This is a genomic window from Rhizobium sp. CG5 (assembly GCF_023701945.1).
Classification (GTDB): domain Bacteria; phylum Pseudomonadota; class Alphaproteobacteria; order Rhizobiales; family Rhizobiaceae; genus Allorhizobium.
Genome location: NZ_JABAEF010000008.1, coordinates 268646 through 289264, shown reverse-complemented (window position 1 = coordinate 289264; position 20619 = coordinate 268646). Strand labels below are relative to the sequence as shown.

Annotated in this window: 18 protein-coding genes and 2 riboswitches; of the genes, 14 read left to right on the top strand and 4 right to left on the bottom strand. The window is 63.0% G+C overall.

Annotated features, from left to right (window positions below):
• The first annotated feature begins 234 nt into the window (after window positions 1-234).
• A complete protein-coding gene (locus tag HGO38_RS15730) occupies window positions 235-1188 on the top strand; it encodes an AbiTii domain-containing protein (RefSeq protein WP_250956839.1) in 954 nt (317 codons plus the stop codon).
• 198 nt (window positions 1189-1386) lie between these two features.
• Here the strand turns inward: HGO38_RS15730 and gcvP are convergent, their stop codons facing one another.
• The 3 genes from gcvP to gcvT form a co-directional block, all read right to left on the bottom strand.
• Window positions 1387-4251 carry an aminomethyl-transferring glycine dehydrogenase gene (gene gcvP, locus HGO38_RS15725; RefSeq protein WP_250956838.1) on the bottom strand — a complete coding sequence of 955 codons (2865 nt, stop codon included), beginning with the start codon at window positions 4249-4251 and terminating at the stop codon, window positions 1387-1389.
• On the bottom strand, window positions 4248-4610 hold the full coding sequence (gcvH, locus tag HGO38_RS15720) for a glycine cleavage system protein GcvH (RefSeq protein ID WP_250956837.1): 363 nt from the start codon (window positions 4608-4610) through the stop codon (window positions 4248-4250). The genes gcvP and gcvH overlap by 4 nt, the downstream gene beginning before the upstream one ends.
• A 197-nt stretch (window positions 4611-4807) precedes the next feature.
• Complete coding sequence (gene gcvT, locus HGO38_RS15715) at window positions 4808-5962, bottom strand: glycine cleavage system aminomethyltransferase GcvT (RefSeq protein ID WP_250956836.1); 1155 nt, start codon at window positions 5960-5962, stop codon at window positions 4808-4810.
• Window positions 5963-6114: 152 nt separating this feature from the next.
• Window positions 6115-6201, bottom strand: a riboswitch (glycine riboswitch).
• A 219-nt stretch (window positions 6202-6420) separates the two neighbouring features.
• Between gcvT and HGO38_RS15710 the strand changes: the two genes are divergently transcribed.
• Both HGO38_RS15710 and HGO38_RS15705 read left to right on the top strand, forming a co-directional pair.
• Window positions 6421-6792 (top strand): hypothetical protein, encoded by a 372-nt coding sequence (locus tag HGO38_RS15710; protein WP_250956835.1) that lies wholly within the window; start codon window positions 6421-6423, stop codon window positions 6790-6792.
• Window positions 6793-6878: 86 nt separating this feature from the next.
• Window positions 6879-7901 carry a copper chaperone PCu(A)C domain-containing protein gene (locus HGO38_RS15705; RefSeq protein ID WP_250956834.1) on the top strand — a complete coding sequence of 341 codons (1023 nt, stop codon included), beginning with the start codon at window positions 6879-6881 and terminating at the stop codon, window positions 7899-7901.
• Between the two features lie 83 nt (window positions 7902-7984).
• On the opposite strand, the gene HGO38_RS15700 is transcribed toward HGO38_RS15705, so the two are convergent.
• Window positions 7985-8260 (bottom strand): hypothetical protein, encoded by a 276-nt coding sequence (locus HGO38_RS15700; protein WP_250956833.1) that lies wholly within the window; start codon window positions 8258-8260, stop codon window positions 7985-7987.
• A 242-nt stretch (window positions 8261-8502) separates the two neighbouring features.
• Between HGO38_RS15700 and HGO38_RS15695 the strand changes: the two genes are divergently transcribed.
• The 11 genes from HGO38_RS15695 to cobO all read left to right on the top strand — a co-directional run bounded on the left by HGO38_RS15695 (window position 8503) and on the right by cobO (window position 20595).
• Window positions 8503-9039 carry a flavodoxin domain-containing protein gene (locus HGO38_RS15695; RefSeq protein ID WP_250956832.1) on the top strand — a complete coding sequence of 179 codons (537 nt, stop codon included), beginning with the start codon at window positions 8503-8505 and terminating at the stop codon, window positions 9037-9039.
• Window positions 9040-9104: 65 nt separating this feature from the next.
• Window positions 9105-9482 carry a fluoride efflux transporter CrcB gene (gene crcB, locus HGO38_RS15690; protein ID WP_250956831.1) on the top strand — a complete coding sequence of 126 codons (378 nt, stop codon included), beginning with the start codon at window positions 9105-9107 and terminating at the stop codon, window positions 9480-9482.
• Between the two features lie 134 nt (window positions 9483-9616).
• Window positions 9617-10606 (top strand): RluA family pseudouridine synthase, encoded by a 990-nt coding sequence (locus HGO38_RS15685; protein ID WP_250956830.1) that lies wholly within the window; start codon window positions 9617-9619, stop codon window positions 10604-10606.
• Window positions 10603-11256 (top strand): HAD-IA family hydrolase, encoded by a 654-nt coding sequence (locus HGO38_RS15680; RefSeq protein WP_250956829.1) that lies wholly within the window; start codon window positions 10603-10605, stop codon window positions 11254-11256. Before HGO38_RS15685 ends, HGO38_RS15680 begins: the two co-directional genes overlap by 4 nt.
• Window positions 11257-11267: 11 nt before the next feature.
• Window positions 11268-12059, top strand: coding sequence for an ATP12 family chaperone protein (locus HGO38_RS15675; protein ID WP_250956828.1), 792 nt, complete (start codon window positions 11268-11270; stop codon window positions 12057-12059).
• An 86-nt stretch (window positions 12060-12145) separates the two neighbouring features.
• The gene (locus HGO38_RS15670; RefSeq protein WP_250956827.1) at window positions 12146-12892 is read left to right on the top strand and encodes a hypothetical protein; all 747 of its coding nucleotides are present in this window, start codon (window positions 12146-12148) and stop codon (window positions 12890-12892) included.
• Window positions 12893-12933: 41 nt separating this feature from the next.
• A riboswitch (cobalamin riboswitch) is annotated at window positions 12934-13348 on the top strand.
• A gap of 168 nt (window positions 13349-13516) precedes the next feature.
• Window positions 13517-13774, top strand: coding sequence for a hypothetical protein (locus tag HGO38_RS15665; protein WP_250956826.1), 258 nt, complete (start codon window positions 13517-13519; stop codon window positions 13772-13774).
• Between the two features lie 3 nt (window positions 13775-13777).
• A complete protein-coding gene (gene cobU, locus HGO38_RS15660) occupies window positions 13778-14305 on the top strand; it encodes a bifunctional adenosylcobinamide kinase/adenosylcobinamide-phosphate guanylyltransferase (RefSeq protein ID WP_250956825.1) in 528 nt (175 codons plus the stop codon).
• Window positions 14306-14309: 4 nt separating this feature from the next.
• The gene (gene cobW / locus HGO38_RS15655; RefSeq protein WP_250956824.1) at window positions 14310-15383 is read left to right on the top strand and encodes a cobalamin biosynthesis protein CobW; all 1074 of its coding nucleotides are present in this window, start codon (window positions 14310-14312) and stop codon (window positions 15381-15383) included.
• Between the two features lie 3 nt (window positions 15384-15386).
• Window positions 15387-19970 carry a cobaltochelatase subunit CobN gene (locus HGO38_RS15650; RefSeq protein WP_250956823.1) on the top strand — a complete coding sequence of 1528 codons (4584 nt, stop codon included), beginning with the start codon at window positions 15387-15389 and terminating at the stop codon, window positions 19968-19970.
• The gene (gene cobO / locus HGO38_RS15645) at window positions 19963-20595 is read left to right on the top strand and encodes a cob(I)yrinic acid a,c-diamide adenosyltransferase (protein ID WP_250956822.1); all 633 of its coding nucleotides are present in this window, start codon (window positions 19963-19965) and stop codon (window positions 20593-20595) included. Before HGO38_RS15650 ends, cobO begins: the two co-directional genes overlap by 8 nt.
• Window positions 20596-20619: the final 24 nt, after the last annotated feature.

Sequence of the window (20619 nt, the reverse complement as noted above, 5' to 3'; positions counted from 1 at the left end):
GGGTTGATTTTGTTGGGGGGTGGGGGGCTTTATGGCGCGAGTGTCCGATGGCTGCTTTGCGCCTTCTTATCGGACGTTAAAGGTTCCAACTGCCGTTTCCCGAAGCTGTGGTTTATCGAGTGACGATCGAAATAACCCGGCGATGAACGAACGCAGTGATTTCGAGACAGTCGCTTTGCTTAAGTTACGTGCTATGGTGTGTCGATGTGCGACTAATTAAGCGACATACAGTTTATGGTGAACCTGACTGAGAATGAGCATATCCTTGAGCTAAGCCGGGAATTGCTCGATGACATCGAACTAGACCGTCTGGCATCTGACAAGCTATTGCTCAAGTGCAACCGTCTAGCGAGACTTACTGGCTCGGACGAAATCCGAGAATGGTTGGGGTATGAAATGCAGGGTTACAATGGCACGGCGGAGGTTTCGCTGCGCTATATGAACCTCACTGGTAGGTGGACCGACTTCAAAGAGAAGAAAGGCTATTGGGAGCCCTTAGCAGTTCACGAGAGTACAATAGAAATATTGAAGGCGCGCATCGATGCTACAAAAATAACTAGCGTAGAAGGAGATTGGGCCTTCCGTGTTACCAATGACACGAGGACTGCGCATGCTTCGATGGGAGGTCGGATAGCGGCGCTTACAGGAGTGCGGTCACGCGTTCTGGGATTACTTCATACTTTTATATCCGGCATTTATTATGAGCGGCAGTTCGCGAATGTGGCAGCGGACACATTTGAAACTTACAAACGCTCGGTCGATATCCTAATCGCCGAAAAAGCAGGCGCAATTTTGATAAAGATGCCCTCGGTTGTCGCGCGCCTCAAGGAGGGCGATAGTGAAGCTGTTAGTCAGGCGCTAACTACCTGTAGACGTATCTTAGAAGCATTGGCTGACGCAATATTCCCGCCAAAGGCAGGGACATATGAGATAGGTGGAAATCAAATATCTCTTGATGCGTCTAAACATCAAAACCGATTGAATGCCTACATTGCACAACGAACAGATAGCGAATCTCGAAGAACACGATTGCGTCAAAATCTGAAAAACTTGTTCGATAGAGTTTCAACAGGTGTTCATAACGATGTAGATGCCGCCGAGGCATTCGCGCTATTTTTGAACGTCTACCTTTTCCTTGGAGAGGTATTGTCTCTTCCTGAGCAGAGCGTGCCGGAGACTGAAGGATGATCGTTTTCTGAGGTGGGGAAGGCCCACAGTCAGCGAGGGCATCTGCGTCGAAGCGACCCGTCGACCACGGATGTAAGTGGGTAGCCCCAAACCCGACATCCCCATAGCCTCAAACACCAAACCCCTCCCGTCCAAGATCGCCCCTCATCCGCCCTTCGGGCACCTTCTCCCCGCGAGCGGGGAGAAGGACGGGTGGCCTTACTCGGCGGCTTCAGCATAGTCGCTCATCGGCGGGCAGGTGCAGACGAGGTTGCGGTCGCCGTAGACATTGTCGACGCGGTTGACCGGCGACCAGTATTTGTCGACCCGGAAGGCGCCGGGCGGGAAGCAGGCCTGTTCGCGGCTATAGGGCCGGTTCCATTCGCCGACCAGGTCTTCCACCGTATGCGGGGCATTCTTCAGCGGATTGTCGGTGCGGTGCATCGTACCGTCCTCGATCGCCTGTGCTTCGGCGCGGATCGCCAGCATCGCCGCGCAGAAGCGGTCGAGCTCGGCCTTGGTTTCCGATTCCGTCGGCTCGATCATCAACGTGCCGGCCACCGGCCAGCTCATGGTCGGGGCGTGGAAGCCGCAATCGATCAGCCGCTTGGCGACATCGTCGACCGTGACGCCGGAGCTTTCGACCAGCGGACGGGTGTCGATGATGCACTCGTGTGCCACCCGTCCGGCTTTGGAGGTGTAGAGCACGTCATAGGCGCCTTTTAGCCGGGCGGCGATATAGTTGGCGTTGAGGATCGCCACCTTGGTCGCCTGGGTCAGGCCTTCGCCGCCCATCATCAGGCAATAGGACCAGGAAATCGGCAGGATCGACGGCGACCCGTAAGGCGCTGCCGACACCGCGCCGGGCCGGCCGTCGGTCGCCGGATGGCCGGGCAGGTGGGTCGCCAGATGCGCCTTGACGCCGATCGGCCCCATGCCGGGACCACCGCCGCCATGCGGGATGCAGAAGGTCTTGTGCAGGTTGAGATGGCTGACATCCGAGCCGATATCGCCCGGCCGCGACAGGCCGACCATGGCATTCATGTTGGCGCCGTCGAGATAGACCTGGCCGCCATGGGCATGGACGATCTCGCAGATCTCCTTGACCGTCTCCTCGAACACGCCGTGCGTCGAGGGATAGGTGATCATGCAGCAGGAGAGATTGGCCGCATGCGCTTCCGCCTTGGCGCGGAAATCGTCGAGATCGACGTCGCCATTGTCGCGGGCTTTGACCGGAATGACCGTCATGCCGGCCATCTGCGCCGAGGCCGGATTGGTGCCATGCGCCGAGGTCGGGATCAGGCAGACGGTGCGATGGGTATCGCCACGCGACAAGTGATAGTTGCGGATGGTCAGCAGCCCCGCATATTCCCCTTGCGCACCGGAATTCGGCTGCATGGAAATGGCGTCATAGCCGGTGACCTGGCAGAGCTTTTCCGAGAGGTCGTCGATCATCTGCTTGTAGCCGAGCGCCTGGTCTTGAGGGGCGAACGGATGGATATCGGCGAATTCCGGCCAGGTGATCGGCAGCATTTCCGCTGTCGCATTCAGTTTCATCGTGCAGGAGCCGAGCGGGATCATCGAGCGGTCGAGCGCCAGATCCCGGTCGGAGAGCCGGCGGATATAGCGGGTCATCTCGCTTTCGGCGCGGTTCATGTGGAAGATCGGATGGGTCAGATAGTCGCTCTTGCGCAGCAGGTCCTGCGGCAGGCGGTAGTCCGGGTCGAAGTCAGAAACCTGGAAATCGCCGCCAAAGGCCCGCCACACCGCTTCCAGCGTCGCCGGGCGGGTCCGCTCGTCAAGGCTGATGCCGATCTTCGTGGTGCCGACGCGGCGCAGGTTGACGCCTTCGGCAACGGCGGCCCGCAGGATCAGGCCCTGCATATGGCCGACATCCAGCGTCACCGTGTCGAAGAAGGTCTTTGGCTCGACGACAAGGCCGAGCTTTTCCAGGCCCTTGACCAAGAGAACGGTCTTCTGGTGCACCTGCTGGGCAATCGCCTTCAGGCCCTTCGGCCCATGGAACACGGCATACATCGAGGCCATCACGGCCAGCAGCACCTGCGCGGTGCAGATGTTGGACGTCGCCTTTTCGCGACGGATATGCTGTTCGCGGGTCTGCAGCGACAGGCGATAGGCGCGGTTGCCGCGCGCATCGACCGAGACGCCGACGAGACGGCCGGGCATCGAGCGCTTGTAGGCATCCTTGACGGCCATATAGGCGGCATGCGGCCCGCCATAGCCGACCGGCACGCCGAAGCGCTGGGTCGAGCCGATGGCAATGTCGGCGCCCATGTCGCCGGGCGAGGTCAACAGCGTCAGCGCCAGCGGATCGGCGGCCAGCGTGGCGATCGCGCCGGTCTGGTGCAGCCGGGCAATCAGGCCGGTGAAATCGCTGACATGGCCATGGGTGCCCGGATACTGGAAGATCGCCCCGAACACGTCGACCGGATCGAGATCGGTGAACGGATTGCCGACGATCACTGTCCAGCCAAGCGGTGCGGCGCGGGTCTGGATCACGGCGATGGTTTGCGGATGGCAGTTCTCGTCGACGAAGAAGGCCTTTGCCTTGGATTTCGCAACGCGCTCGGCCATGGCCATGGCTTCGGCAGCAGCGGTCGCCTCATCCAGCAGCGAGGCATTGGCGACGTCGAGGCCGGTCAGGTCGGTGATCATCGTCTGGAAGTTCAAAAGCGCTTCCAGCCGGCCTTGCGAAATCTCCGGCTGGTAGGGCGTATAGGCCGTGTACCAGGCCGGGTTTTCCAGGATATTGCGCTGGATGACCGGCGGCGTGATGGTGCCGTAATAGCCCTGACCGATCAGCGAGGTCAGGACCTTGTTCTTGTTGGCCGTCTCGCGCATCGCGTCGAGCGCCTCGCGCTCGGTCATCGCGGCCCCCCAGACCAGCGGCGTGGTCTGGCGGATCGAGCCCGGCACGGTCGCATCGACCAGCGCGTCAAGGCTGTTATAGCCGATGACCTTCAGCATCTCGTCCATCTCAGTCGGCGAAGGGCCGATATGGCGGCGATTGGCAAAGTCGTAGGGCTGGTAATCGGTGAACTGGAATTCGGTGGGCGTATTCATGCGATCAGCTCTTTGTAGGCGGATTCATCAAGCAATGCATCGGCATCGGCGACGTTCTTAAGCTTCAGCTTAAAGAACCAGCCGGCACCCTGCGGATCGGAATTGACCAGTGCCGGATCGTCGACGATGGCGGGGTTCACTTCCGTGATCTCGCCGTCGAGCGGGCAATAGACATCCGAGGCCGCCTTGACCGACTCGACGGTTGCCGCATTGTCGGCTTTCGCAAATGTCGCGCCGACCTCCGGCAGTTCGACAAAGACCAGGTCGCCCAGCTGCTCGCTGGCATGGGTCGTGATGCCGACAGTGGCGATATCGCCTTCGATCTTCAGCCATTCATGTTCGGCGGTAAATTTCAGCATTTGTGTGTTCCTCTCGGTGGATGTCTGGGAATTTCGAATGAATTGCGTCTTGGCTCTGCCCCTCACCCCACCCTCTCCCCGCAAGCGGGGCGAGGGAGTGTCGGCGCTGCGGCTTGTCCCTTCTCCCCGCATGCGGGGAGAAGGTGCCGGCAGGCGGATGAGGGGCAGACCATACCCAGCACGCCCGCCATCGCCGCTTAGCGCTTGTAGGTCGGCGTGATGAAGGGAAGGGCGGTGACGGTCATCGGCAGAAACTTGCCGCGGACCTCGGCAAAGACGGAGGTGCCCGGCGCAGACAGAGCCGTAGGCACATAGCCCATGGCGACGGGGCCTTCGACGGAGGGGCCGAAGCCGCCGGAGGTGACTTCGCCGATCGGCTGCGTGCCCTGCTCATCGGCAAAGAGCGGCGCATGGGCGCGCACCGGCGCCTTGCCGTCGGGCTTTAAGCCTACGCGGCGGCGGCTGGCACCCTCATCGAGTTCCGACAGGATGCGGGCCGCACCCGGAAAGCCGCCGGCGCGGGCACCATCAGTGCGGCGCGCCTTCTGGATCGCCCATTCGAGACCGGCCTCGACCGGCGTCGTCGTCGTGTCGATGTCGTTGCCGTAAAGGCAGAGCCCGGCCTCGAGCCGCAGCGAATCGCGGGCGCCAAGGCCGATCGCCTCGCAGTCGGGATGGCCGAGCAGTGCCTTGGCGATCTCCTCGGCGCGATCGGCCGGAACCGAGATTTCAAAACCGTCCTCGCCGGAATAGCCGGACCGCGACACGATACAGTCGACATCGTGCAGGGCGATGTCGCGCACATCCATGAACTTCATCTGCCCGATGCCGGCCCAGAGTTCGGCGAGCACCTGCTCCGCCTTTGGTCCCTGCAGCGCCAGAAGCGCCCGGTCGTCGAGAAGCTCGATCTCGCAAGTCTCGGACAGATGCGCCTGCAGATGGGCGAGATCGGCCTCCTTGCAGGAAGCATTGACGACCACGAACAGGTGGTGGCCGCGGTTCGTAATCATCAGGTCGTCAAGAATGCCGCCATCCTCATGGGTAAAGAAGCCGTAGCGCTGCCGGCCCTGCTTGAGGCCGAGAATATCCACCGGCACCAGGCTTTCGAGCGCCAGGGCGGCGTCTTTGATATCACCGGATTTCGGCCGGATGATCACCTGGCCCATGTGGGAGACGTCGAACAGCCCGGCTTTTTCGCGGGTCTGCAGATGTTCCTTCAGCACGCCGAGCGGATATTGCACCGGCATGTCATAGCCGGCAAACGGCACCATGCGGGCACCGAGCGACAGATGAAGGTCGTGAAGGGGTGTTTTCTTCAGGGCAGGGGTGTCGTTCGAGGAACTGTCGTTCACGAAACGCCTCCGGTTTTTGCGCTGACGCGCGGGCTCAGTTTTGGGCGCGGTTACGCCCGGTTCATGAGCCCCCTCTGTCCGTTTGCCTGAGATTGTTATCCCTTCGGCGCGGCCTTTCCATGGCAGGAAAGACCTCTCTCCAGAGTCTTGTCGACACCTTGTGGTCCTTTTGCCTGAGAGTTTCCGGGGCGGTTGCTCCTTCGGCACCGGAGTGAACCGGTTTCTCCCGACAAGGTTGGCTGCCATTATCGGGCTCACCCCCGGCTTGGCAAGAGGCAAGTGTCGTTAGAAAGCAATTTTTTGTCGCAAGGCACAGGACAGGCCAAAGCGCCGTCCCGTTTGCCCTGCGACAAAGTGCGGAGGCTTCACCCGCATCATTGTCGGTTGCGAGAGCCAACGGGGCTTTGATTTTCGGATCGATTGCGTCTATGCACGAGAACGCCGGGCGGAGGAGTTTCATGCGGGCTGTCAACACGGTTTGGTCGGGAATGCTGCGCACGCTCTGTGCGGTCGCGCTCCTGTCGCTGGCCTTCGCCCACAAGCCGCCGCAGGTCATGGCCGCCGCATTCGAGACCGTGTCGCTGCAATTGCCGGACGGCAGCTATGCCGATCTGTGCATCAGCGAGGCCGGCACAAAGCATCCGCTGATCAACCAGTTCTGCGAAGCCTGCATGCTGTCGTCCACGGCTCTGCTGCCGACGCCGGATCCCAATGGCTGGCTGCTGTCCTCCTTCGCAAGCCTGCAAAATAGCGCTGCGACCGCGTCTGAAATTCCAGTCGCGCTGGCCGTCGACCATCCCCGGTCACGTGGACCACCGTCGATCTCCTGATCTTCGTCGAAAAATAATCCCTAAGATCCGCCGTCGATCGGCAGGTCAGGACATGCGCCGCATGGGCCTGGTCAGGAGAAAACACCATGAAAACCCTTTTGAAATTCGCAGCCGTCTCGCTGCTTGCCTCGTCTGCCGCAACCGCGGCTCTCGCCCATGCCAGTTTTGCCAATGGCGAGGTCGAGCCCGAGGGTTATGTCGCCGCCGTCCTGCAGGTGCCGCACGGTTGCGACGGCAAGGCCACCAATGAAGTGCAGATCAAGCTGCCCGAGGGCTTTATCAGCGCCAAGCCGATGCCGAAGGCGGGCTGGGATCTGGAAGTGATCACCGGCGACTACAAGAAGAGCTACGACAATCACGGCAAGGCGATCACCTCGGGTGCGGTCGAGATCCGCTGGAAGAACGGCGACCTGCCGGACGCATTTTACGATACGTTTACGGTCTATGGCAAAGTGTCGGGCATCGAAGGCGGCTCCGACCTGCCCTTCGTCACCACGCAACTGTGCGGCACCGACGGCAAAGTTTCCTGGGACGAAATCGCCCCGGCCGGGACAGATCCGCATTCCCTGAAGAGCCCGGCGCCGGTATTGAAGATCGCCGCGACCTCGAGCGGTCATGATGCCCATGCCGGCCACGGACAAGCCGCAGCAGCCGACGCCCATGCCGGTCATGGCGCCCACGGTGATCACGGCGCTGCTGCCGCAGCGCCGACAGATGCTTCTACGGGCAAGATTGGCGATCTGGAACTCTCGGGCGGCTTCACCAAGGCCATGCTGCCGGGCCAGCCGGTCGGTGGCGGTTTTGTCACCATCCACAACGAAGGCTCGACCGACGATCGTTTGATCGCGGTCGAATCTCCGTCCGCTGGTCGTGTGGAACTGCATGAAATGGTCATGCAGAACGACGTGATGAAGATGCGCCAGCTGAACGATGGCATTCCGGTGCCGGCCGGCGCCATGGTCGAACTCAAGCCGGGCGGCCTGCATCTGATGTTCATGGACGTCAAAAAGCCCTTCGTCGAAGGCGAAACGGTCGACGTCAAGCTGACCTTCGAGAAGGCCGGAACGGTCGATCTCGTCCTGCCGATCGGCCCTGCCAAGGGCAAGTAAGGCCAGTCGACGAAGAGGCGCCTATCAAAAAACGCCGGGACCGCCCCATGGGCAGTCCCGGCGTTCTTACGTCCGGGGAGGAGTTAGGCGGCTGAGTTGCGATAGGCTTCGAGCGTTTGCTGCAGGGTCGCCTGCTGGTTATGCTGCTGGCTGGCGGTCAGGAAATAAAGCGCCAGCGCTGGCGGCTGGATCACGTTGACAACGGCACGCAGCGAGAAGTCTTCACTCCGCGAGGCCTTCTCGGCGATAATGCGCGTTTCCTGCGCAACGATACTCTCGCGCACGTTTTTCAGTTGCGGCTTCAGCAAGTCGCTCGCATAGCCGGCAGTCGTCGCAGAAACGGTCAGTACCTGAGTCATGTGGATCACCAGTCCATTGTCATGACGCTAATGTACACCGAAGGAATGGACGCACTTCTAAATTGCGCTTTTCATTTTGACTCAATTTTTAGCGATTGTTCACAATGCCGCAGTCGACCAATGGACGGGCTATCCGGCTTGCCAAAGGTCCGGATTTGTTCGAGCTTGGGGCGAGGGCGCGGGCCGGTACACGGCAATGCCAGAGGCCTTAAGGAAAGACCCGCGTCGAGGAGGAGACATTCATGACCATTCTTGTTGCCTATACGAGTATCGAGGGCCAGACGCGCAAGATTGCCGAGCATGTCGCGGCTGAGATCGAGAAAGGGGGCGAGCGGGCTGCCCTGTTCAATGTCGCCTCCATGGCAGAATATGCGCTGGAGCGTCCCGATGCCGCCATTCTCTGTGCGCCGATCCATGCCGGGCGCTATCCGGCGCCGTTTGTGGATTTCGTCGAGCGGGAAAAGGACTGGCTCTCTTCGGTGCCGAACGCTTTCGTCTCGGTGTCGCTGTTCATCCGCAGCGACGATCCGGCGGAACGCGAAGAGGCGCTGCATTTTCCCGACGCCCTGATGGCCCAGTCGGGCTGGATGCCGGGTGAGGTGCATCACGCCGCCGGCGCGCTGCGCTTTACCGAATACGACTTCTTCAAGCGCTGGATGATGAAGCGCATGGCCGAGCGCGAAGGCGCGCCGACCGATGTCGGCCACGATCACGAGTTCACCGACTGGGCAGCACTGGATGTGTTCATTGGAGAATTCATCAAGGCCATCAAGTCTTGACGACGCGCTAATTCGCTCCGGTCCGGCCTTGGCGCTGATTGAGATTTCGGCTAAGGACTAAAGCCATGAACCATATGCTTCTTGTCGCCGCCGGTGGCGCGGTCGGATCCGTTGCGCGCTATGCCGTGGGCGTCTGGGCCATCAGGACGTTAGGTCCGGCCTTGCCCTGGGGCACCTTCATCGTCAATATCGTGGGATCATTCGTGATCGGCCTGTTTGCCGAAATGGTGGCGGGCAAGTTTTCGGCCTCGCCGGAACTGCGCCTGCTGTTGATCACCGGCTTTCTGGGCGGTTTCACCACGTTTTCCGCCTTCTCGCTCGATGCGATTTCGCTCATCGAGCGCGGTGCATCCACCTCGGCACTGATCTACGTGGTTGGCAGCGTCACCCTGTCGATTGCGGCTGTGATCGCCGGATTGGCGCTGGGACGGCAGTTTTTCTGACGAATTGCGACGTCTGTCGCCTTTAACGCTGCGTTTTTTGTCGGTTCCTGTTTCCCCTTGCCGCCAAAATGCTCTAGAGGCTGCAGGTCTGGACAGAAGGCGCGGGGCGCCGAGCGGATTTTGAAAGAGTTATCATGGCGGGCATAGAGCATATTACTGTGAACGAGGACGAGGCTGGCATGCGCCTCGACCGCTGGTTCAAGGTGCACTATCCGGGCCTCGGCTTCGGCCCGCTGCAGAAGCTGCTGCGCTCCGGCCAGGTGCGCGTCGATGGCGGCCGCGTCAAGACCGATGCCCGCGTGCAGCCCGGCCAGGTGGTGCGCATTCCGCCGATGGATGTCGATGCCAAGGGCGGCGGCCCGATTGCCGGTCATGACCTGAAACATGCCGGCGACCACGAATTGCTGTCGCGCATGCTGCTGCATGAGGACGAAAAGGTCATCGTGCTGAACAAGCCGGCCGGCCTTGCCGTGCAGGGCGGCTCCGGCCTCAATCGACACATCGACCAGATGCTGGAAGCCTGGACCAGCCGCAAGGGCGAAAAGCCGCGCCTGGTCCACCGTCTCGACCGCGATACCTCGGGCGTGCTGGTGGTGGCCCGCACCCGCGGTGCCGCCCAGAAGCTGACAGCCGCGTTTCGCGAACGCGACACCAAGAAGACCTATTGGGCGCTGGTCAAGGGCGTGCCGCGCAAGCACGAGGATAAGATCTCCACCTGGCTGGTCAAGGACCAGACCGACGAAGGCGACCGCATGCGCATCGCCCGGCACGGCGAGGACGGCGCCGACCATGCCATTACCTATTACCGCGTTCTCGAAACCGCGGCGCAGAGCCTCGCCTGGCTGGAAATGGAGCCCTATACCGGCCGGACCCATCAGTTGCGCATCCATTCCCTGCATATCGGCCACCCGATCATCGGCGACCCGAAATATGCCGACGAAGACCATAACTGGGATTTCCCGGGCGGCATGCAGAAGCGTCTGCATCTCCATGCCCGTCATATCGACATTCCCCATCCCGATGGCGGACGGCTGAAGATCACAGCACCTCTGCCGCCCCATATGGTGCAGAGCTGGAACCTTCTCGGCCTCGACATGGAAAATGGCCGCAGGGACGACGAATGAAGCTTGTTCTGTTCGATTGCGACGGTACGCTGGTCAACAGTGCGGCCCTGATCCATGAAGTGATGGTGCGCACCTTTGCCGAGTTCGGTCATGCCCGGCCGACGATCGAGAGCACCAAGTCGATCATCGGCCTGACCCTCGACATCGCCATTGCCCGCATGCTCGGCAGGCCGCATGCCGATGACGAAGCGGTGCGGATGACGGCCTGTTACAAGTCGTTCTTCCCGACCGTGCGGGCCGAGGCCGGTTATGAGGAAAGCCTCTACGACGGCATTGCAGACCTGATCGCGACGCTGGCGGCGCGCGACGACATCCTGATCGGCGCCGTGACCGGAAAATCCCGTCGCGGGCTGGAATTGGTGCTGAACGGCCACGGCTTCAAGCCGCATTTCATCGTGTCGCGCACCGCAGACGATTGCCCCTCCAAGCCCCATCCGGCCATGGTCACCGAATGCTGCGACGAGACCGGCATGCAGGCCGCCGACACGATTGTCATCGGCGATGCGATCTATGATATGCAGATGGCCAAGGCGGCCGGCGCCAGGGCGCTCGGCGTTTCCTGGGGCTATGCCTCTGTCCAGCAATTGCAGACGGCCGGCGCCGACGTGATCGTCGATCACCCGGCCGATATCCTGACCCACCTTTACTGAGGCACAAGTCGATGCGCGACATCCTGAGCGATCCTGGTCCCGAACTGAGCGATGCCGATCCGGTCCGCCGGGCGCAGATCCAGATGAAGAAACCGCAGATCAAGCGCTTCTACACCGGGGTCAGCACGCAGCCGGAGGCCGATTGCGTCTCGGTGCGGCTCGATGGCCGCAGCGTCAAGACGCCGGCCAAGAAGACCCTGACGCTGCCGAATGCTGCAGCCGCCGAACTGGTGGCTGCCGAATGGCGCGCCCAGGGCGAGATCATCGAGCCCGCCACCATGCCGGTGACGCGGCTGGCCAATACCGCCATCGACGCGATCGCCGACCAGGCCGACGACGTGTTCGCCGATATCGTCCACTATGCCGGCAACGACCTTTTGTGCTACCGCGCCGAGACGCCGCAGGAACTGGTCGATCGTCAGGCGCAGGCCTGGGACCCGGTGCTGGAATGGCTGGCGGCGACCCACGGCGCGCGGTTCATCCTGGCCGCCGGCATCGTCCACCAGGCGCAGCCGGACGCCGCCATTGCGGCCTTCCGCCACGCGCTGTCGCGCTATGCGACGCCGTTCCAACTGGCCAGCCTGCATGTGGTGACCGCCATGACCGGCTCGGCGATGCTGGCTCTGGCCTTTGCCGATCAGCATCTGTCGCTCGACGCGATCTGGCAGCTGGCCCATCTCGACGAGGACTGGACCGACGAGCATTGGGGCGCCGACACGGAAGCGCAGGCCCGCCGGGTGGCGCGTTATCGGGATATCGACGCGGCGGCCCGGCTTTTCAACGCCCTGCGCCCAGTGAAGTGACGCCAACCGTTAAACGGTTAATCCTTCGCTAACCATAACAGGCGAAACTTCGCGGCATGCTCATCGCGCCGTCGGGGAAGATCGCCATGCTTTGCCGTACCGTTCAAGCTGCCGTCGTGCTGGTTGCCTGCGTGCTGCTGGCCTCCTGCAGCGTGTTCAACCGCCGCCCGATCGAACGGCCGCTTTACTACGATGTCCGCGACATCTCCGTCATGGCCAGTGCACGGGTCTCGCCGGTGCTGATTGCCGGGATCGACCGGCGCATCTCCGCCTCGATCGACGCGACACGCCGGCCAGTGCCCTTGCCGCGCGTCGTCCTGGCCGTGCGCATCGAAAACTACAGCGTGGGCACCGGCATGAACCGGCGGTTGAACGAGGCGCGCTTCCGCGTCTCCGCCATTTCGGTGGAGAATGGCGAAACGGTCGCAACCGGCGTGTTCGACGTCTACAGCACCAGCGACAATCCGCTGATGGCCGAGGAGAGCCTTGCCGAAGAAATCACGGCGCGGGTGCGTTATGCCTTTTCGCTGACCACGCCGTCGCTGCCGAAGCCGGCGAGGCCGGCGGTTCGACGGGTGACGTCACCCGACGTCTCGGATTCGGCGGCAAGCCCGGCGCCGATTGCGGTCGAGCCTGTGTCGGCCCCGGCCGATGGTGGTGTGGAGGTCGTGCCCGAGGCCCCGGGGCCGGCCCCCCAGACCAATGCCGTTTCGCCCGGCACCAACACCGAAGAGGGGGCGCTGGCAACCATCGACCTGTCGGGTCGCGGTCCGGCCAAAACCGCCGACTGCAAGGACGCGCCAGGGCAGCCATGCCCGTTGCCAAAGCCGTGAGCGCCCGCCGCGATTGATTGACTTCGCGCGGCCTTGCGCCTATTTCTGAGATTACGAATGGTTCCCGCAGCCGTGTGATGCGGATCGGGAAGCAAAAGGGAATACGACGGCATGGACCCAATCCGGGCATGCCGGAAGTAGCCGACCCCGCGACTGTAGAACAGCGAGGGTCTTTCGTCCTTTTGACACCGTCGCGTTGCCGATCGTCCGCATGGTGCGGGCAGGGGGCGCGGCGAGCACAAAAGGAAAAGCCACTGGAGTGGCCAAGCGATCTGCCGGGGCTGGACGCCTCTATCATCTACGAATCGTCCACCTTTTCGCAAAGCCAGACACTCCGGGAAGGCGAGAAAGACCCGCTGGCATTGAGCCGGACGAATTGATGTCAATCGACGTCATTCACCGGTTCGAGCGCCTGAAGCTGCGAGCCAGGAGACCTGCCTTTCGTGCCGGGCACATGCCCAAGACTGGGGGAGTTTTCCCCGTTGCCTGCACGGAGGTTGGCGTGGCGACAGATCGTTTCAACGGGACAGGACTGTCCCGCGCCGGCCGGTATTCCGGCCACTCTTGCAGCCGGTATTCCGGCTCTTATGCTTGCGCAGGCTCTCCGCGACCGGAGGCGCTGCCATGACCCTTTCCCATGTTCAAGCGACCATCATGGCCACGGCCGTGCTTGTGCTGGCCGGGCTGGCATTCGCGTTGTTTCCGCGCGGCTTTGCCGAGCCTGCCGATTCCGTCGTGACGGGCTCGACGGGCGCGTCGACGGGCCGTGCCGCGTCAGAAAATTCGCTCGCCGACCCTGAAGGCAAATGGCAGCCGACCCCGTGGCCGGCCTTCGCGCCGCGCGACGGCGGTCTTTACGCCGCCCCTGGCGCCGACGACTGACCCATGGATCAGACAGCACACCGCAGCCTCCTGGTGCTGGGAGGCGCCCGTTCGGGCAAATCCCGTTTCGCCGAAGGTCTTGCCATCGAGACCGGGCTGGAACGCCACTATATCGCCACCGGCCGCGCCTTTGACGACGAGATGCGCGCCCGGATCGCGCAGCACAAGGCTGACCGCGCTGGCCGCGGCTGGACCACCCATGAGGAACCGCTGGCGCTCACCGACACGCTGACCCGCATCGACGATCCGGGCCGCGTCGTGCTGGTCGATTGCCTGACGCTGTGGGTCACCAATCTGATGATGGAGGAGCGCGATGTGGCGGCCGACAGTGCCGCCCTGGGAGCGCTGCTGCCGGACCTGAAAGCGACCGTCCTCCTTGTGTCCAACGAAGTCGGGCTCGGCATCGTGCCCGACAATGCCATGGCGCGCGCCTTTCGCGACCACGCCGGGCGCCTGCACCAGATCGTCGCCGAACAGGCGACCGAAGTCTATTTCGTTGCGGCCGGCTTGCCGCTGAAAATGAAGGGTTGAACCAATGCTGCAATCAAAAATCCCCGCCACCGTCATCACCGGATTCCTCGGCGCCGGCAAGACGACCATCATCCGCAACATGCTGATGAATGCCGGCGGCAAGAAGATCGCGCTGATCATCAACGAATTCGGCGATCTCGGCGTCGATGGCGACGTGCTGAAGGGCTGCGGCGCCGACAATTGCACCGAGGACGACATCATCGAACTGACCAATGGCTGCATCTGCTGCACGGTGGCCGACGATTTCATCCCGACCATGCAGAAGCTTCTGGAGCGTGGCACGCTTCCCGATCATATCGTCATCGAGACCTCGGGCCTCGCCTTGCCACAGCCGCTGGTCAATGCCTTCAACTGGCCGGATATCCGCACCCGCGTCACCGTCGATGGCGTCATTACCGTGGTCGACAGTGCAGCGGTGGCCGCCGGCCGGTTCGCCGACGATCACGACAAGGTGGCGACGCAGCGCGCCGAGGACGACAGCCTCGACCATGACAGCCCGATCGAGGAACTGTTTGAGGACCAGTTGACCTGCGCCGACCTGATCGTGCTCAACAAGACCGACCTGCTGGATGCCGCCGGCATTGCCGCCGTGCGGGCCGACGTGACAGCGCGCGTCAAGCGCAAGCCGACCATGGTGGAAGCTCGCAATGGCGAGGTGCCGTCGATGGTGCTGCTCGGTCTCGGTGCTGGTTCCGAGGACGATATCGACAACCGCAAGTCCCATCACGAGCTGGAACATCAGGCGCTGCACGACAGCGGCGAGGCCCATGACCATCATCACGATCACGACGAGTTCGAGAGCTTCGTGCTGAAGCTCGGCTCGATCGCCGATCCCTCAGCTTTTGTCGACCGGCTGGTGCCGGTCATCGAGGCCCATGACATCCTGCGCCTGAAAGGCTTCATCGACGTGCCCGGCAAGCCGATGCGGCTGGTGATCCAGGCCGTCGGCAGCCGCATCGACACCTATTTCGACCGGCCCTGGACCTCCGGCGAAAAGCGCGAGACGCGCCTGGTGGTGATCGGCCTGCATGACTGGGATTTTGCAGCCGTGGTCGGGGCGGTCGAGAAGGCGGTCTGATCCATGCATCTGCTGCTCGCCCAGAAAGGTTCGATTGCCGATGGCGAAGAGGCGATCGACCTTGGTCAGACGCCGGGCGACATTGTCTTCCTGTCGGCGGCCGATACCGAGCTTGCGGCGATTGCCGCAGCCGTGGCCGCCCGGGCAGAGGGTCCGAGCTTCCGGCTGGCAAGCCTGATGAGCCTCAAGCATCCGATGTCGGTCGACACCTATGTCGAGCGCACGGCGCGCCATGCCCGGCTGATCGCTGTGCGGGCACTGGGCGGCGCCAGCTATTTCCACTATGCGCTGGAGGCTTTGCATGCGGCGGCCCGCCGCTCGGGCGCTTTGATCGCCGTCTTGCCCGGCGACGACAAGCCGGATGAGGGGCTCGCCGCGTTTTCGACCGTCTCTCCTGAAGACCTCGCCGCCCTGTGGGCCTATCTGATCGAGGGCGGCGAGACCAATGCCCGCGCCTTCACCGACTATGCCAGCGCCCTGATCGGCCACGGCGACCGCCCGCAGCCCGCTGACCCGTTGCTGAAAGCCGGCATCTGGTGGCCGGGCAGGGGCGTGGTGGGCGTGGAGGAGTGGAAAGGCCTTGTGGCTTCGGCCCCCTCATCACTGGTGCAAGATGTCGCGCCCGCCGCTTCGGGTCTTCCTCTCTCAGCTGGGCAAACGGCCTATCCTGGGTCTTTGTCGCGGAGTACCGTGACACCCCCCTCTGGCCTGCCGGCCATCTCCCCCTCAAGGGGGGAGATCGACTCGCTGCATGCGTCCCCAGCTTCATCCGGCACCGCGCCTTCAGAAACCCTTTCAACAAATGCCAGCTCTGGAGGTGACGCAGCGTGGTTCCCGCGTCCGATCTCCCCCCTTGAGGGGGAGATGGCCGGTAGGCCAGAGGGGGGTAAACACAGGCCAGCCCCCATCGTCGCCCTCTGCTTCTACCGCGCCCTGGTGCAAAGCGGCGAGACGAAACCCGTCGAGGCGATGATCGAGGCACTGCGGGCGGAGGGACTGATCGCCCTGCCGGTATTCGTCTCGAGCCTCAAGGATGCCGTGTCCGTCGAGACGCTGCGGGCAATCTTTGCCGAGGCACCGCCGGCCGTGGTGGTCAATGCCACCGGCTTTGCCGTCTCGGCGCCCGGCGCCAAGCGCATGTCCACGGTTCTGGACGAAGGCGGCGCGGTCGTGCTGCAGGCGCTGTTTTCCAGTTCGACGCGCGAGGCCTGGGCCGCGTCCTCGCAGGGGCTTTCCGCCCGCGACCTCGCCATGAATGTAGCGCTGCCGGAGGTCGATGGCCGCGTCATGACCCGCGCCGTCTCCTTCAAGGCCGCCGCCCGTTTCGATGCCCGCGTCGAAGCCAATATCGTCACCCACGCCCCGGATGCCGACCGCTGCGCCTTTGTTGCGCGGCTCGCCGCCAACTGGGCGCGCCTGCGCCAGGCCGCACCGCCAGAGCGCCGGGTGGCGCTGATCCTCGCCAATTACCCCAACCGCGACGGCCGCCTCGGCAACGGCGTCGGCCTCGATACGCCGGCCGGCACGGTCGAGGTGCTGCGGGCCCTGCAATCGGCCGGCTATGCGGTCGGCGATCTGCCTGCCGATGGCGACGCGCTGATCAACCATCTGATGGCCGGACCGACCAATGCGGCGACCCGCGGCCGGGAAATCCGCGAAACCCTTTCGCTCAACGATTATATGAGTTTCTTCAAATCTCTTCCCAGATCGGTTCAGGATGCGATCACCAGCCGCTGGGGCGATCCCCTGACCGATCCGTTCTTTCGGGACGGACGCTTCGCCCTGCCGCTGTCGCGCTTCGGCCATGTCGTCGTCGGCATCCAGCCGGCCCGTGGCTACAATATCGATCCTAAGGAAACCTATCATTCGCCGGATCTGGTGCCGCCGCACGGCTATCTCGCTTTCTACGCCTATCTGCGGCTGACGATGGATGTCCATGCGGTGATCCATATGGGCAAGCACGGCAATCTGGAATGGTTGCCGGGCAAGGCTTTGGCGCTGTCCGAGACCTGTTATCCCGAAGCGATCCTCGGGCCGCTGCCGCATCTCTATCCCTTCATCGTCAACGATCCCGGCGAAGGCACGCAGGCCAAGCGCCGCACCGCGGCCGTCATCATCGATCACCTGACGCCACCGCTGACCCGCGCCGAAAGCTATGGCCCGCTGAAGGACCTGGAAGCGCTGGTCGACGAATATTATGAAGCGGCCGGCGGCGATCCCAGGCGGCTGCGCCTCTTGAAAAAGCAGATCCTCGATCTGATCGCCGATATCGGCCTCGACCAGGATGCCGGCATATCAAAGGGCGAGGCCGACGAAACGGCGCTTGAAAAGCTCGACGCCTATCTCTGCGACCTCAAGGAAATGCAGATCCGCGACGGCTTGCACATTTTCGGCCTGGCGCCCGAGGGACGGCTTTTGACCGACCTGACGGTGGCGCTGGCCCGCGTGCCGCGAGCCTTGGGTGAGGGCGGCGACCAGAGCCTGCAGCGGGCGATTGCGGCGGATCTCCATCTGATCTCCCCCCTTGAGGGGGAGATGTCGGCAAAGCCGACAGAGGGGGGGATTGCAAGTGAGACCTCTCGGCGTTCACCCCCCTCTGCCCTGCCGGGCATCTCCCCCTCAAGAGGGGAGATCGGCGCGAGGCAACCGCCCGCGTCATCGACCCCGGCGTCATCTGGAACAGCTGTTGGCCTCTCTTCCTTTGTCGCAAACCTTGAGAATGGCCGAGTGGCATCATCCCCAATCTCCCCCCTTGAGGGGGAGATGTCGGCAAAGCCGACAGAGGGGGGTATTGCAATCGAGACCTCTCGGCGTTCACCCCCCTCTGCCCTGCCGGGCATCTCCCCCTCAAGGGGGGAGATCGGCGCGAGGCAACCGCCTGCGTCATCGACCCCGGCGTCATCTGGAACAGCTGTTGGCCTCGCTTCCTCTGCCGCAAACCTTGAGAATGGCCGAGTGGCATCATCCCCAATCTCCCCCCTTGAGGGGGAGATGCCCGGCAGGGCAGAGGGGGGTATTTCCGGCACAGATTCCCCTTTCGACCCCCTCGACTGCATCATGTCCGATCCCTGGACCGGCCCGAAACCCGCCATCCTCGCCGCTCTCGACGACGCCCCCTGGCGCACCAAGGGCGATACCGTCGAGCGTATCGAGCTTCTGGCAGCAAGGCTGGTCGACGGAATGGTGCCATGCCCCGACCATTGGCCCCAAGCCCGTGCCGTGCTCGACGAGATCGAGACCCGGTTGAAACCCTCGATCATTCACTCCGGCCCCGCCGAAATCGCTGGCCTGCTGACCGGACTTAACGGCTGCTTCGTGGCGCCCGGCCCGTCGGGTGCCCCGACCCGTGGCCGCCCGGACGTGCTGCCGACCGGCCGCAATTTCTACTCGGTCGACAGTCGCGCCGTGCCGACGCCGGCGGCCTATGAACTGGGCAAGAATTCCGCCGAGCTGCTGGTCATCCGCTATGCCCAGGACCATGGCGAATGGCCGACCTCGCTCGGGATCACCGCCTGGGGCACCTCCAACATGCGCACCGGCGGCGACGACATTGCCCAAGCCCTGGCGCTGATCGGCGTCAAGCCGCTGTGGGACATGGCCTCGCGCCGCGTCACCGGCTTCGAGATCCTGCCGCAGGCGGTTTTGAACCGGCCGCGCGTCGATGTCACCCTGCGGATCTCCGGCTTCTTCCGCGATGCCTTTCCCGAGCAGATCGCTTTGTTCGACAAGGCGGTGCGGGCGGTCGGCGCTCTGGACGAGGACGATGCCGACAACCCGATCGCCGCCCGCATGCGGGTCGAGACGGCGCGCCTGATCCAGCAGGGCCTCAGCGACACCGACGCCGCCCGCCGCGCCGGTTACCGGGTCTTCGGCTCCAAGCCGGGGGCCTATGGCGCCGGTCTGCAGGCGCTGATCGACGAGAAGGGCTGGCAGAACCGCGCCGATCTGGCCGAGGCCTATCTGGTCTGGGGTTCCTATGCCTATGGTGCCGGCAGCGAAGGAAATGCCGAGCGCGGCCTGTTCGAGGAGCGGCTGCGGTCTGTTAAGGCCGTGGTGCAGAACCAGGACAATCGCGAACACGATCTCTTGGACAGCGACGACTATTACCAGTTCGAAGGCGGCATGACGGCGGCAATCGAACATGTCGCCGGCAAACGCCCCAGCGTCTACCACAACGACCACTCCCGGCCGGAAAAGCCTGTCATCCGCAGCCTCGAGGAAGAGATCGCCCGGGTCGTGCGCGCCCGCGTCGTCAATCCGAAATGGATCGACGGCGTCATGCGCCACGGCTACAAGGGCGCCTTCGAGATCGCCGCCACCGTCGACTACATGTTCGCCTTCTCGGCCACGACAGGCGCCGTGCGCGACCACCATTTCGAGGCGGTCTACCAGGCCTTTGTTCTGGATGACAAGGTCCGCGATTTCATGGCGGACAAGAACCCGGCGGCGCTGACCGAAATGGCCGAACGGTTGAAGGAGGCGATCGATCGCGGCCTGTGGACGCCCCGCAGCAATTCGGCGATGTTCGACTTAACCGCGCTTGCCAGGCAGAATATGGAAAAGCAATTGGAGGACCACCATGATTGAGGATACCACAGGCGCATCGCCCGAGGATCTCGCCCGCCACGCGGAAAAAATGGCCAAGAAGAAGGCCGCTCGCGAAAAGATCATGGCGACCAAGACGGGCGAGAAGGGCCTGGTGATCGTCCACACCGGCAAGGGCAAGGGCAAGTCCTCGGCCGCCTTCGGCATGATTTTTCGCCATATCGCCCATGGCCGGAAATGCGCGGTCGTGCAGTTCATCAAGGGCGCCATGTCGACCGGCGAGCGCGATCTGATTCTGAAGCATTTTTCCGATCTCTGCCAGTTCCACACCATGGGCGAAGGCTTTACCTGGGAAACCCAGGACAAGGCCCGCGACGTGGCGATGGCCAGAGCCGCCTGGGACAAGGCCAAGGAGCTGATCCGTGACGAGAGCAATGCCATGGTGCTGCTCGACGAAATCAACATCGCGCTGCGTTACGACTATATCGACATTGAAGAGGTGGTCGAGTTCCTGAAAACCGAAAAGCCCGAGATGACCCATGTCGTCCTGACTGGCCGCAATGCCAAGGACGAACTGATCGAGATCGCCGATCTGGTCACCGAGATGGAATTGTTGAAACACCCGTTCCGCTCCGGCATCAAGGCACAGATCGGTGTGGAGTTCTGAAGGGCTGACAGGGGGCGGGAGACG

Coding starts and splice junctions, on each gene's coding strand:
- HGO38_RS15705 (WP_250956834.1), top strand. CDS start 6,879: ATGAAAACCCTTTTGAAATTCGCAGCCGTCTCGCTGCTTGCCTCGTCT.
- gcvH (WP_250956837.1), bottom strand. CDS start 4,610: ATGCTGAAATTTACCGCCGAACATGAATGGCTGAAGATCGAAGGCGAT.
- HGO38_RS15680 (WP_250956829.1), top strand. CDS start 10,603: ATGAAGCTTGTTCTGTTCGATTGCGACGGTACGCTGGTCAACAGTGCG.
- gcvP (WP_250956838.1), bottom strand. CDS start 4,251: ATGAATACGCCCACCGAATTCCAGTTCACCGATTACCAGCCCTACGAC.
- HGO38_RS15650 (WP_250956823.1), top strand. CDS start 15,387: ATGCATCTGCTGCTCGCCCAGAAAGGTTCGATTGCCGATGGCGAAGAG.
- HGO38_RS15685 (WP_250956830.1), top strand. CDS start 9,617: ATGGCGGGCATAGAGCATATTACTGTGAACGAGGACGAGGCTGGCATG.
- HGO38_RS15675 (WP_250956828.1), top strand. CDS start 11,268: ATGCGCGACATCCTGAGCGATCCTGGTCCCGAACTGAGCGATGCCGAT.
- HGO38_RS15665 (WP_250956826.1), top strand. CDS start 13,517: ATGACCCTTTCCCATGTTCAAGCGACCATCATGGCCACGGCCGTGCTT.
- HGO38_RS15710 (WP_250956835.1), top strand. CDS start 6,421: ATGCGGGCTGTCAACACGGTTTGGTCGGGAATGCTGCGCACGCTCTGT.
- HGO38_RS15695 (WP_250956832.1), top strand. CDS start 8,503: ATGACCATTCTTGTTGCCTATACGAGTATCGAGGGCCAGACGCGCAAG.
- HGO38_RS15730 (WP_250956839.1), top strand. CDS start 235: ATGGTGAACCTGACTGAGAATGAGCATATCCTTGAGCTAAGCCGGGAA.
- cobW (WP_250956824.1), top strand. CDS start 14,310: ATGCTGCAATCAAAAATCCCCGCCACCGTCATCACCGGATTCCTCGGC.
- cobU (WP_250956825.1), top strand. CDS start 13,778: ATGGATCAGACAGCACACCGCAGCCTCCTGGTGCTGGGAGGCGCCCGT.
- HGO38_RS15700 (WP_250956833.1), bottom strand. CDS start 8,260: ATGACTCAGGTACTGACCGTTTCTGCGACGACTGCCGGCTATGCGAGC.
- cobO (WP_250956822.1), top strand. CDS start 19,963: ATGATTGAGGATACCACAGGCGCATCGCCCGAGGATCTCGCCCGCCAC.
- HGO38_RS15670 (WP_250956827.1), top strand. CDS start 12,146: ATGCTTTGCCGTACCGTTCAAGCTGCCGTCGTGCTGGTTGCCTGCGTG.
- crcB (WP_250956831.1), top strand. CDS start 9,105: ATGAACCATATGCTTCTTGTCGCCGCCGGTGGCGCGGTCGGATCCGTT.